Source organism: Paraburkholderia sp. JPY419 (genome assembly GCF_050435705.1).
GTDB classification, from domain to species: Bacteria; Pseudomonadota; Gammaproteobacteria; order Burkholderiales; family Burkholderiaceae; genus Paraburkholderia; species Paraburkholderia youngii.
In genome coordinates this window covers 81,527-94,448 of sequence record NZ_JBNDKV010000001.1, presented here as the reverse complement: position 1 = coordinate 94,448, position 12,922 = coordinate 81,527, and the positions used below count along the sequence as shown (strand labels likewise).

The window sequence follows — 12,922 nt, the reverse complement described above, 5'->3', positions numbered from 1 at the left end:
AGCGAGTGTCTTCAATGAAATTCTCTAGATATCTGGCTGCGGCCATAGCGTGCAGTGTCGCGTCGTTTGCTGCACAAGCTGCTATCACCATTACCGGTACGCGAGTTATTTATCCGGCGCAAAACCGTGAAGTCAACGTTCGTTTGAACAATGTTGAGAGCCGCCCGGTCCTGGTCCAAGCGTGGCTGGACGACGGCGATGCGGCAGCTGCGCCGAATGAAATCAAGGTGCCGTTTACGTTGTTGCCAGCCGTATTTCGAGTCGAACCTCACCGAGGTCAGGCTTTGCGCATCATGTTCGCGGGCGGCGACCTGCCGGTTGACCGTGAAACAGTCTATTGGTTGAACGTTCTGGAAATTCCGCCGAAGCCTAAGGACGCTGATGACCGGAACATGATTCAGCTCGCGTTCCGTACGCGTATCAAGATGTTTTACCGGCCCACATCGTTGCTCGACGACCCAACGGCGGGGCGAGCTCAACTTAAGTGGCATGTCGAGTCGGATGACAAAGGTCAGAGGGTCGTTCGTCTCGACAACCCATCGCCCTACTACATTTCCGTCGGCATGGCGGAAGTAGAGACGGCAGGCAAGAAAGTCGCTCTTTTGCCCACTATGGCACCTCCGTTCGGGCACGTTGATCTCCATCCACAAGAAGGAAAGCTGGATATCAAAGCTCCTGCCACGGTTTCCTACACAGTTCTGAACGACTTCGGCACAGCGATCAAGGACTCGGCGGTGGTGGTAGGAGTGCAAAACGCGGAAGCGCAAAAGAATCAATAATTGGAATACGGTATGTCGGGCGTGCGGAATAGTAAGACGGCGGTTGCAACAGTATTCACTAATGTCCCTTTCCGATTCCACCCACTGGCGTGGGCGGCAATCGTAGCGTCGGGCTGGGTCTTTTCCGCGAATTCCGCGGTCGCCGCATGTGCGCCGGATTCGGGCGGGGCGACGCCGCCCAGTGACTGCTCGGCGTCCGAACTGCCGCAGCAGGCAGTTGGTGCCAACGTAGAAGCTGCGCATACAGATGCGTCATCTGACTTGCCGACATCGAATGCGCCGTCTGTGGAAGCTCCGCAAGAAGTCGAGTTCAATCCCGCGTTCTTCACGGGCAACGTCGCCGATCTGTCGCGCTATATGCGAGGTAATCCTGTTGCTCCGGGTGTTTATCCGGTCGACCTGCTCGTCAATGGTAAGAAGCGTGGACGCTTCGATGTCGTTTTTCAGGCGGTGCCGGACTCGGATATCGCCAGGCCCTGCTTCACGATATCCAGCCTGGACCGGGCTGGCGTAGATACCGAACGCGTGATCCAACGGCTAACGGAAACCGGAAAGGGCGACGTCGACGATACAGATGCGTCATCGCAATGCGTGCCTCTGGCGGAAGCCATACCAGGATCGCTGGCATCGTTCAACACCGCCGATCTCCAACTCGATCTGTCGATTCCGCAGATCGAGCTGCGCAAGGAGGCTGCCGGTTATGTCGATCCATCCCGTTGGGACAACGGGATCAACGCAGGCTTCGTGCAATACAGTCTCGCCAGCTATACGACTCATCAGAACAATGGGAGCGGAGACTTCAGCAGTGCCTACCTCGGTCTGCAAAGCGGATTCAACGTGAACGGCTGGCGTTTCCGGCAGTGGGCCACGGCAAGCTTGCAGAACCGGAGTCCCGACGCGCATTGGCAAAGTGTCGCGCTGTTCGCGCAGCACGATGTCACGGCGCTTAAGAGTCAATTGACGATCGGCGACAGCTCGACGAGCGGTGACGTCTTCGATTCGTTCAACGTGCGTGGCGTCCAGCTTTCGAGCGACGACCGCATGTTGCCGGATTCCATGCGCTCCTACGCACCGGTTGTGCGTGGCGTGGCCGATACCAATGCACGCATCATCGTCCGTCAGAACAACGTCATCGTGGCGGAGACCAGCGTACCGCCGGGACCATTTGAATTGAGCGACCTGCCGGCTACCGGCTATGGCGGCGACCTTCAGGTCACTATTGCAGAATCCGACGGCCGCCAGCGGACTTTTCTGGTTCCGTTCGCGTCAGTCCCGCAGTTGTTGCGGCCAGGTGTTTCACGTTTCAATCTGACGACCGGTGTCTATCGCGATACCGTGCTGGATAGCCATCCGTGGGTGGCGCAGGCGGTTTATCAGCGCGGCCTGACAAACCTGTGGACCGGCTACACCGGTGCACAGTTTGCGGAAGGTTACTGGGCAGGGCTGGTCGGTGTCGCGCTCAATACGCCGCTCGGCGCATTCGCGTTTGACGTAACTGCGGCCGGAACGAGTATTCCCGGCATGTCGGGTGGTCGTCCCGGCTACAGTACCCGGATCAGCTACAGCAAGCTTCTTCCGGGGCCGAACACGAATTTTTCGGTTGCGGCTTACCGCTACTCGACCGCACGCTTCTATAGCCTGCGTGACGCAATGTACGCGCGATATGGCTCGCGAGACATCACGGGTCAGTATGACTACCGCACGCGCAGCCGTCTGCAACTGAACGTCAACCAACCGATCGGCGAGTCTAGTTCTTTTTATATCGCCGGCAGTTCGCAGAACTACTGGGGCGCGTCGAAGGGCTACGATCTGCAATATCAGGTTGGCTTCAACAGCGCGTACAAACGGGTGTCCTACTCGCTGTATGCGCAACGCACGCGCCTGCAAAACTCGAAGATCAGCACGCAGGTGGGCTTGAACCTGACGATTCCGCTCGGTAAGGTCGACTCGAACGAGCATCGTATGTTCGACTATCTGACCACCAACGTTGCGCGCAGCTCGAACGGGGACAGCACGATCCAGGCCACTGCGTCGGGCAACACGACCGGAGCCACGCCGATCAACTACGGTGTCAACGCATCGAGGATCGTCGCCGGTGACAATCGAACCGTTTCCGCAGGCGGTTACGCGATGTATCGCGCGCCGTTCGGTACGTACAACCTCAATGCATCGATCAGCAATCAGACCCGTCAAGCCGCATTCAACGCCGACGGCGCGGTCGTCATTCACAGCGGCGGCGTCACGCTGAGCCCGCCACTCGGTCAGGCGTTCGCGCTCGTCGAAGCGAAAGGCGCAGAGGGTGGCCGGATTATCAATGGCCAGGGCGCGCGAATCGACGGCCACGGCTATGCGGTGGTGTCTTCGTTGACGCCATACCGGGTCAACACGGTCGCGCTGGATCCGAGCGACGTGCCGCTCGACGTTGAACTGGGCAACACGAGCGAAGAAGTCGTGCCGCGCGCGAATTCGCTGGTGAAGGTGAAGATTGCGACGACGCAGGGCACACCTATCTTCGCGGAGGTCATGAATCGGGAAGGCAAAGCCATGCCGATGGGCGCCGAGTTGTTCGATGAATCCGAGAAATCGGTGGGCATCGTCGGTCAGGGCGGTCTCGCGTATCTGCGCGGCCTCGAGCACGAAGGCAAGCTGCTGGTGCGCTGGGGCAACCGCGCAGCGGAGCAGTGCGTGATGCCGTACACGGTGCCAGCCGACGACAAAGCGGACAGCAGCCCTCACGCGGGAATCGTTGCGCGCATCAAACTGAGCTGTGATCCAGCGCTTGTCTGGTCTGCGCCGGCAAAGCCCGTCGCGCGGCGTTCAGCGGCCGCGGCGCTTGTCAGTTCGCTTCGCTGAAGGCGAAGGCCGATGCCCGGTCAGCGCCAGCGCTGCGGCTCAGATGATTCCGCCGACAGTGGAGGTCAGAAAATGAAAAATATTTGCAGATACTTTCGAATTGCCGGACCAACTGCCGGGTTGATCGCGAGTGCGCTGTTGGGATCAGTTTGCGTATATGCGCAAGGATCGCCCTCGGTCACGCTCAACTTTAGTGGCACCTACAACGCGACGACGTGTTCGCTGGTCAGTTCGCCCGACATGACGGTCACATTGCCGAGGCTTTCGACGCAATCGCTGCCGAGAGCCGGAGTGGCGGATGGCTCAAAGGTCTTCACCATCACGATCCGATGCCCACGCGGCGAGACGGGTGCGCGCGTGTATTTCGAGAGCGGTTCGTCGACCGATCCCAATACGGGAAATCTGGACCTGCAAAACGCGGGCGGCACGACATCGGCAAAGAATGTACAGGTCATGCTGGCGAATGCGGACGGATCGCGGATCAAGATCGGCGACCGATCCACGATGAAGGTCATTCCGATTACGTCCACGGATCCGACGCCGGTGGATTTCATTGCCAGCTACTACGCAACGGGTCGAGCCACGGCTGGCACTGTGAGTACATTCGTCACCTATGTGGTCGAAATGCCCTGAGGGTGCTGGCGCGCATACGTTTATATGATGTTTGATTCAACGGTCGCGCTGATGCGAGCGACAGCGTTGCATGCGGCACTGCTGTCCGACGGCGCGCAAATGCCGGCTGTTCCTTTTTGGCGCGCGCGTTGTAGCACGTTGATCGAAACGCTACAGCAGCAAATGCAGGATCGGAACTTTCCGCCAACGGATATCCAGGAAGTCAGCCTCACACAGTGCGTTCTGCTGGATGAGCTGACGTTGCATGCATTGCCTTCCAACCAGCACGAAGAATGGTTGCGTGACCCATTGCAGAGGCGTTTTCATGGCGTGCGCGATGGCACTGCATTGGTTTGGGAACGGATCGAAACGGTGCTGGATGGCGGCGGCCGAGATCTCGCCGGACTCGAGTTCTACAGCATGTTGCTGGGGTTGGGCTTCGACGGCGGACGCAGAGACGCGAACGCATATCTGGAGCGTGCGAGATCGAAGTTGAACTGGCATAGATGTGATACGGCGGTGTTGTCCACACCCGAAGCACCGAAAACCGCCATGACACCGTCCAATTCGATTCGGCCGGCGGACATATCACGCATCACACTTTCGCGCAGGACCGCCGGCGTGCTCATTGCTGGCGCGATTGCCGTCGCGTCACTATGGGCGGCGCTGGACGTTAGCCTGGACGTTGCGATAAGTGATCTACCTGAATCATCGTCCCCGCAGAGTACGCAATGATTTCCGCAAACAGTTACCGAGCGGCGCTGATCTGGGTCGCTGTCTCCGTTGCCGGCCTGATCTGGCTGTGTTTGCCGCTTGCTCTTCAACCGTCGTGGCCCGTTGTGCTTAGCCTTGTTCTGGTGACGGCGGTGGGCACGGCGGTATTGCCAACTTGCGGGCGATCGAAGCCGACCCACGAGGACCAGCACGTTCAGACCGGGAACATGCGCGAGTTATCGATCGTTCTTGTCGCCGGGCCACATGCCGGTGCGTTGTTTGCGCGCGATGGCCAAGCAGCCACGCTGCGCCGAAGCGTTGATGCCGTGTGGTTTCATGTCACGTCCCCCGGGGCGCTGTCCAGCGTGTTGGCCACGGTGATGGAGTCGTATCAACGTCCGCCGGATGCTGTGTTGATGCCCGTTGTTCCCGACGCTGAGTGCGACGACGCGGTGATTCGCCGCGAATTTACCCGCTGGAAGCATGAAATCGCCGCAAGCACCGCTCCCCGGGCGTTCGTATTACCTTGCTATCTCGCGATCTACGCTTATCTCGGCGCGAATCGCGACCGCGCAGTGGAACCGGTCTGGTTCGGCGATGCAAGCAGTTTGTCGACAACGCCACTCGCGACCGCAACCGCTTGGCAACATGCGCAAGCACTCAGGCAACAGCTGGACCAGGCATGGCTCGCGGTCGCACAGCCGCAACGTGCCTCGCGTGCCGGCTTGGGACACGCAGTGTTCGACTGGCTAGAAGATGCGGCGCTGTTGTCGATACTTTCGTCGCTCGCGAACACCGCGCCGCTCTCGCTGCGTGGCTTGCTGTTGGCCGATATCGGACACCCGCCGATGCGTCCCGGCGCCTGGTCGCGATGGCTAACCGGAAAAACCACGCTGCGGCCGCCGCTGATGACGCCGAAGGCGCAGCCGCAGCCGCAGCCGCTGTCTCTACCCTTACTCAGGACCATTGTGCGGAACGAGAGCGTCCGGTTCTCGAAGAGCGAGCGGGGCCGACCGTACTCCGCAATGCTGCACGCAGTGGCTGCGTCGGCCGTCGTCCTGATGGTATCGGTTGGTGTGTCAGCATGGTCGAACAGCAGATTGGTCGCGCGAGTCGCGGACGACCTCGAGGTGTACACGCATATACCCACAGCCCGTGCCGACGCGAAGCGTGAGCGATTCGAATCGCTGCGCAGGCATTCCGCCGAGCTGGCTCGCTATGCGAGCAACGGTGTGCCGACGGGACTCGGCTGGGGACTGTATCGGGGCAAGCGGTTGCAAGTCGCGCTTGAACGCGTGACCGCCACATCGCATTCCCCATCGATTCCCGCGCATTCGCCGCCGTTCGCTGTGACGATCGACAATTTCCTGTTGTTCGACAGCGGCAAGACGACGCTGAAGCCAGGTGCCGAGCCGAGACTCAAAGGCGTTCTCGATCTGATTCGCGCCAATCCCGACAAGCGGATCCTCATCGCGGGTCACACGGACAACATGGGTCCCAGCGTCGCGAATCAGAAGCTGTCCGAGGCACGCGCACAGGCCATCCGCGATTGGTTCGTCAACACTGCTTCCTTGCCCGTGACACGTTTCGCCATTCAGGGATATGGCGACACGCGGCCGATTGCCAGCAATGAAAATACTCAGGACCGCGAGAAGAATCGTCGTGCCGAAATTACCCTTATTCCCGATTCAGGCGCCCAATAAAAGTACTCGTCGCGGGTATCCGTCCAGGTCGCGGCATTCGTGGCACGTCAAACCCCTCACTTGTTCTTGCAATCGAGACCGAATTTTGGGCAACCGCCCATATCGTCACGCTGCTTAGAGACATACCATCACCGGATAGCGTATTTCCTAAGTGAAAACGAGCGGTGCCACCGCTTCTTATTTTATTTGAGCGATAACCTCAGAGCACTATGTCGGCTTCTACCAGTTCTCAAAAATTCATCGCACGTAATCGTGCTCCTCGCGTCCAGATCGAATACGACGTCGAAATTTACGGTTCCGATAAGAGAGTCGAACTCCCGTTCGTGATGGGCGTCCTCGCCGACTTGTCGGGCAAGCCGCTCGAACCGTTGCCCGCCGTCGGCGATCGCAAGTTCTTCAATATCGACATCGAGAACTTCGACGAGCGAATGAAGGCCATGAAACCGCGTGTCGCGTTCGCGGTGCCCAACACGCTGTCGAACGAAGGTCAGCTGATGGTCGATATCACGTTCGAAAGCATGGACGATTTCTCGCCCGCAGCCGTCGCGAAGAAGGTTAACGCGCTCGCGCAACTGCTGGAGGCGCGTACGCAACTCGCCAATCTGCAAACGTATATGGATGGCAAGAGTGGCGCGGAAAATCTGGTCAGCAAGGTGTTGAGAGACCCTGCATTGCTCGAAGCGCTTGCCAAGGCGCCCAAACCAGAAGCGGCATCGACCGGCGAGCCGGTGACCGACGAATGATCTTTGCTTTCCGCACGAAAGCACAGCCTGAAACAATGGGGAAATGATGGCCGAACTTCAAGCGAATACGCGCGCCAAGGCAACGGCGAGCGTGACCAATCAATCCGATTTCAATGCACTCCTGTCGCGCGAATTCAAGCCCAAAACGGAGCGCGCGCGCGAGGCTGTCGAGGGGGCTGTCCGAACGCTCGCTCAGCAAGCACTGCTTACATCGGCAACAGTGTCGGACGACGCCTACAAAAACATAGAGTCGATTATTGGGGAGATCGATCGCAAATTATCCGAGCAGATCAACCTGATTCTTCATCACGAAGATTTCCAGAGTCTTGAAAGCGCATGGCGTGGACTTCACCACCTCGTCGCGAACACGGAAACGGATGAGAAACTGAAGATACGCTTCATGGACGTGTCGAAGGACGATCTGCGCCGCACGATGAAGCGCTATAAAGGGATTGCGTGGGACCAGAGTCCGTTCTTCAAGCAAATCTACGAGGAAGAGTACGGGCAGTTGGGAGGCGAGCCGTACGGCTGTCTCGTCGCTGACTACTACTTCGATCACACACCGGCCGATGTCGACCTGCTGGGCTCGATTGCAAAGGTGGCGGCAGCATCGCATGCGCCGTTCATTAGCGGCGCGGCGCCGTCCGTGCTGCAGATGGACTCGTGGCAGGAACTCGCGAACCCACGCGACCTGACGAAGATCTTTACGCAAAATCTCGAGTACGCGCCTTGGAACTCGCTGCGCAGTTCCGAAGACGCGCGTTACATCGGCCTTGCAATGCCGCGTTTTCTTGCGCGTCTGCCGTATGGCGTCAAGACTAATCCCGTCGACGAATTCAATTTCGAAGAGGCGACCGACGGCGCGGATCATCAACGCTATGTATGGTCGAACGCGGCCTACGCAATGGCGGTGAATATCAACCGTTCGTTCAAGAACTACGGCTGGTGCACGCTGATTCGCGGCGTGGAAAGCGGCGGTGTGGTTGAAAACCTGCCGTGTCACACGTTCCCGACGGATGACGGCGGGATCGACATGAAGTGCCCGACGGAAATCGCGATCTCCGACCGCCGCGAAGCGGAATTGTCCAAGAGTGGCTTCATACCGCTCATCCACCGCAAGAACACTGATTACGCGGCGTTCATCGGTGCGCAATCGTTGCAGAAACCGGTCGAGTACCACGATCCGGACGCAACTGCTAACGCGAATCTATCGGCGCGTCTTCCGTATCTGTTTGCATGCTCGCGCTTTGCGCATTACCTGAAGTGCATCGTGCGCGACAAGATCGGCGCATTCAAGGAGCGCGACGAAATGCAGCAGTGGCTCAACGAATGGGTCATGAACTACGTCGACGCCGATCCCGCGAATTCGTCGCAGGAAACCAAGGCACGTCGACCGCTGGCGGCGGCCGAAGTGGTCGTCGAGGACGTCGAGGGAAATCCTGGCTATTACCAGGCGAAATTCTTCCTGCGCCCGCATTTCCAGCTCGAAGGTCTGACGGTTTCTTTGCGTCTCGTCGCGAAGCTGCCGCTCGTGAAGGAAGCCGCCTGATCCGGCGTCTACCGCTTATGCGGTGATTGAGCGACGGACAGGCGCTCACTAAATATGCCTGGCTTTCATTGAGCAACTCAAAACTAACGTGTACCAAGGAGTACTTTTATGGCGCAAGACATCTTTCTCAAGATTAACGGGATTGATGGTGAGTCGGCAGACGCTAACCACAAGGATGAAATCGACGTTCTGAGCTGGGGGTGGGGCGTTACGCAGCAATCGAATATGCACGTTGGTTCCGGCGGCGGCGCCGGCCGGGCAACGGTCGAAGACTTCACGTTCGAGCATTTCATCGATCGTGCAACGCCCAATCTGACGCAATACTGCCTGACCGGTAAGCACATCGATGAAGCGAAGCTGGTCGTGCGTAAAGCCGGCGGCAATCCGCTCGAATACATCAAATTCACGATGAGCGACGTGCTGGTTACCTCGGTGCATCCGTCCGGCGTCAGCGACAGCGAATCACGTCCCCGCGAAACGGTGAGTCTGTCCTTTGCTCGCCTGAAGCAGGAATATGTGGTGCAGAACGCGCAAGGTGGCAGCGGCGGTGCGATCACGGCGACCTTCGATATCAAGAAGAACAAAGCCTAAAGTCGCACAGATTCCTGAATCCTGACACCACCACTCTTTTGTCCGGTGGACAGTGTCAAGACTGTTAGCCAGGATGCCGGGCTGGATGCAGGCATCCTGGTTCATTCAGGACTACGTGCGAGACCTCCTTGATGCCGTCAGATGGTTTCGATCTTTCTTTCTCGCTTCGCGATATGGCTGAGCATCGGGGGCTGGCTAGCCCTAAGCGGGGTGAGCGCATGGCTGTCCGGGTGCGCTGGCGCGCCGGCTCCCGTTATCAAGGAGCGAACGACCCTCCGGCTTCAGATCGCGGCAAACGAGAACGTCAATCCGAACGAGTGGGGAACGGCGGCGCCGATCCTCGTGCGGATCTACGAACTGAAGTCACCCACCGCGTTTCAAACCGCCGACTTTTTCACGCTGCAAAGCGACGACAAAAAAATCCTTGGCGAGGACGCGCTGATCGTCGACGAATTCATTCTGCGTCCCGGCGACACCCGCGAGATCGTCCGCAAGTCGAATGCCGCCACTACCGCAATTGGCGTGCTGGCCGGCTACCGGGATCTCGGGAAATCAGTCTGGCGCGGGGTGTACCGGTTGCCAGTCGCGCCCGACGCCGCATGGTACAGGATGGCTCTTCCAGACAAGGAACAGAAGCTGACGATCCAGCTTGACCAGCGCACTGTTTCGATTTCAAAGTCAGACTAATATCGATGAGTTGGTATAGCAAAGTTGTTTGGAGCGAGGGACTTTTCCTGCGCCCGCAATTGTTTCAGCAGCAGGAACGATGTTTCGAGTCGTTCGCGCATCGCCGCAGTGCGCCGCTGAGCCCGTTTTTCTGGGGCTTCAGCCGTTATGAAATCGATCAGGAATCGCTCGCGTTCGGCAAGCTGGTATTCAAAAGCGGGCTCGGCGTATTTCCGGACGGCACGCCGTTCGAGGTGCCGGGTCTGACGCAGCCGCCGCCCCCACTGACGATCGGACCGGAACATCAGGAGCAGGTGATTTACCTGGCGATCCCGCTTCGCCTGCCGAATACCGAGGAAACCGCCTTCACCGAGCAGAGCGGGTCGCTGGCCCGTTACCATGCGTACGACACGGAACTGCGCGACAGCAATGCGATCGGCCAGGGCCCGAAGCCCGTCCAACTGTCGAAGCTGCGCCTGCGGCTGTTGCCCGAGAAAGAGCTGACACAGTCCTGGATCGGTGTTGCGCTGACGCGCGTGAAGGCGCTGCACGCGGACGGCGCCGTGTCGCTGCATAGCACCGACCACATTCCGCCCGTGACCGGCTACGGCGCGAATCCATTGCTGCGCGAATGGGCGATGCAGCTGCACGGCCTCGCGCGACTACGCGCCGACGCGCTCGCCGCCCGGCTGTCAGGTGCCGATGGTCGGTCGGGCGCGGTGGCCGAAGTGGCCGACTATCTGCTGCTCCAGGTGCTCAATCGCTATGAGCCGCTGCTCGAACATATTTGCCGGCTCGAGGAAACAGCGCCGGTAAACCTGTATCGCGAGCTCGCGCTTTTTGCCGGCGAGCTTTCGACCTTCGTGCGTCCACAAACGCGTCGTCCGCGGCCGGCTCCAGGCTATGACCACGCGCAGCTGTACAGCAGTATCAGGCCGCTCGTCGAGGAGGTTCACTATCTGTTGAACCAGGTGTTGATTCGCGGTGCGCAGCCGATTGCGCTTACGGAGCAGGCGCACGGCATCCGCACGGCCGCCATGTTGCCGAACGAACTGGCAGGCTATTCGAGCCTCGTGCTCGCGGTGGGCGCGCAGATGCCTTCCGAGTTGCTGCAGCAGCAGTTTCTTGCCCAAACGAAGATCAGCCATCCACAGCGCTTGCCGGAATTGATCCGTTCGCATCTGCCGGGTCTGACCATAGCCGCGCTGCCGGTTCCTCCGCGCCAGATTCCGTTCAACTCGGGCTTTATATATTTCGAACTGTCGCGTACCGGACCGTTCTGGGAGCAGATTGCACGGCACGGAGGGCTTGCCATGCATGTCGCCGGACACTTCCCGGAACTCAAGCTTGAACTGTGGGGCGTGCGTCAAAAATGAGTACCGGCGCATACGGGGAGGATGCGTTCGACTTTCTGCTGAACCCCGAGAACTCCGCTTCTGGCCAGAGCCTGCCGTCTGGATTGCCCGCTGGCCGTCCCGCAACCGCGGCCGCCGCCAATCAGGAAGCGGTCGTCGATGCGACCGCCTTCGATCCGCCGGAAGAGGTGCAGACGCGCCTCGAGCGCATGAAGACCGCGCGCAATCCATTGCGTGAAGCCGCGCAGCCTTTGTTGCGCATGCTGGCAGACATGCCGGCTTCGCTCGATTCGTTGGCCGCGGTCGCTAGCTTGCGCTCGCTGCTGGTGCGTGAGGTCGCCGCATTCCAGAAGGTCTGCGACAAAGCAGGTTTGCCGTGGAAACATGTGGCGGCTGTTCGTTACGCGCTGTGCACCGCGCTCGACGAAGCCGCCAACCGCACGCGTTGGGGGAGCGGTGGCATCTGGGCCGCACGGGGTCTGTTGCTGAACTTCGAAGGAGAAGTGGACGGTGGCGAGAAGTTCTTCCTGCTGATCGGCCGCATGGCAACCGACCCCCAAGAGTACATCGACGTGCTCGAGGTGCTGTATCGCATTCTCAGCCTGGGATTCGAAGGACGCTACAGCGTTGCCGCGGACGGTCCACGTCATCTGGAGCAGATCCGGCAGCGGATGCTGACGCTCATCAGCGGCACGCGCGACACGCTGCGGCTCGAACTCTCGCCGCATTGGCGCGGCGAGGAGCCGGGCAGGATGCGGCTGCTGAAAAGCGTGCCGGTCTGGGCGACGGTGGGCGTCGCCGCGCTATGCGTGTTCTCGTTGTTCACCTGGTACGAGTATCGGCTTCTGGCGCAAAGCAATGCGCTGCAAGCAAAGATTCTCGCGATCGGAGTGCCGATCAAGGTCGCGGCTCCGGTCGTTCACGAGCGCTTGCGCCTGTCCGTTCTGCTGAAGGATGAGATTGCTCGCGGCCAGGTCCTGGTCGAAGAGAACGAGCGCAGCAGCCGGGTCGTGTTTCGTGGCGACTACGTGTTTCTTCCGGGGCAAAGCCGCATTCGCCCGGAACTGGATCCAGTGCTGAGCAGGGTTGCGCAGGAGGTCGCGCGGGTCGGCGGCCATGTCACGGTGACCGGGCACACCGACAACCAGCCGATCCATACAGCGGAGTTTCCCGACAACCGGGTGTTATCGGAACAGCGCGCGGCGTTCGTCGCCGACGTATTGAAGGCGCACGGCGTGCCTGCCAATCGCATCCTGGCCGTCGGCAAGGGCGATGCACAACCTGTCGCGGACAACACTACAGCGGAAGGTCGTTCCCGCAATCGACGCGTGGAAGTCTTCGTCACGCACTAACGGGA

Annotated in this window: 11 protein-coding genes; all 11 read left to right on the top strand. The window is 59.7% G+C overall.

From position 1 onward, the window contains the following. Positions 1-14 precede the first annotated feature (14 nt). On the top strand, positions 15-779 hold the full coding sequence (locus tag QFZ91_RS00430) for a fimbria/pilus periplasmic chaperone (RefSeq protein ID WP_429565838.1): 765 nt from the start codon (positions 15-17) through the stop codon (positions 777-779). 12 nt (positions 780-791) lie between these two features. Beyond that, positions 792-3,632, top strand: coding sequence for a fimbria/pilus outer membrane usher protein (locus QFZ91_RS00425; RefSeq protein ID WP_429565837.1), 2,841 nt, complete (start codon positions 792-794; stop codon positions 3,630-3,632). A gap of 12 nt (positions 3,633-3,644) precedes the next feature. Beyond that, on the top strand, positions 3,645-4,265 hold the full coding sequence (locus QFZ91_RS00420) for a fimbrial protein (RefSeq protein WP_429565836.1): 621 nt from the start codon (positions 3,645-3,647) through the stop codon (positions 4,263-4,265). 24 nt (positions 4,266-4,289) lie between these two features. Beyond that, positions 4,290-4,979 carry a DotU family type IV/VI secretion system protein gene (locus QFZ91_RS00415; RefSeq protein WP_429565835.1) on the top strand — a complete coding sequence of 230 codons (690 nt, stop codon included), beginning with the start codon at positions 4,290-4,292 and terminating at the stop codon, positions 4,977-4,979. Continuing rightward, positions 4,976-6,661 (top strand): OmpA family protein, encoded by a 1,686-nt coding sequence (locus tag QFZ91_RS00410; protein WP_429565834.1) that lies wholly within the window; start codon positions 4,976-4,978, stop codon positions 6,659-6,661. The genes QFZ91_RS00415 and QFZ91_RS00410 overlap by 4 nt, the downstream gene beginning before the upstream one ends. Positions 6,662-6,870: 209 nt before the next feature. Next, on the top strand, positions 6,871-7,404 hold the full coding sequence (gene tssB, locus QFZ91_RS00405) for a type VI secretion system contractile sheath small subunit (protein ID WP_176378512.1): 534 nt from the start codon (positions 6,871-6,873) through the stop codon (positions 7,402-7,404). A gap of 46 nt (positions 7,405-7,450) precedes the next feature. Next, positions 7,451-8,953 carry a type VI secretion system contractile sheath large subunit gene (tssC, locus tag QFZ91_RS00400; RefSeq protein ID WP_176121500.1) on the top strand — a complete coding sequence of 501 codons (1,503 nt, stop codon included), beginning with the start codon at positions 7,451-7,453 and terminating at the stop codon, positions 8,951-8,953. A 108-nt stretch (positions 8,954-9,061) separates the two neighbouring features. Further along, complete coding sequence (locus QFZ91_RS00395) at positions 9,062-9,544, top strand: Hcp family type VI secretion system effector (protein ID WP_176111536.1); 483 nt, start codon at positions 9,062-9,064, stop codon at positions 9,542-9,544. A gap of 141 nt (positions 9,545-9,685) precedes the next feature. Continuing rightward, positions 9,686-10,231, top strand: coding sequence for a type VI secretion system lipoprotein TssJ (tssJ, locus tag QFZ91_RS00390; protein ID WP_429565833.1), 546 nt, complete (start codon positions 9,686-9,688; stop codon positions 10,229-10,231). A gap of 5 nt (positions 10,232-10,236) precedes the next feature. Next, positions 10,237-11,586: a type VI secretion system baseplate subunit TssK gene (gene tssK, locus QFZ91_RS00385; RefSeq protein ID WP_429565832.1), complete on the top strand. Its 1,350-nt coding sequence runs from the start codon at positions 10,237-10,239 to the stop codon at positions 11,584-11,586. Beyond that, positions 11,583-12,917: a type VI secretion system protein TssL, long form gene (tssL, locus tag QFZ91_RS00380; RefSeq protein WP_429565831.1), complete on the top strand. Its 1,335-nt coding sequence runs from the start codon at positions 11,583-11,585 to the stop codon at positions 12,915-12,917. The genes tssK and tssL overlap by 4 nt, the downstream gene beginning before the upstream one ends. Positions 12,918-12,922 lie beyond the last annotated feature (5 nt).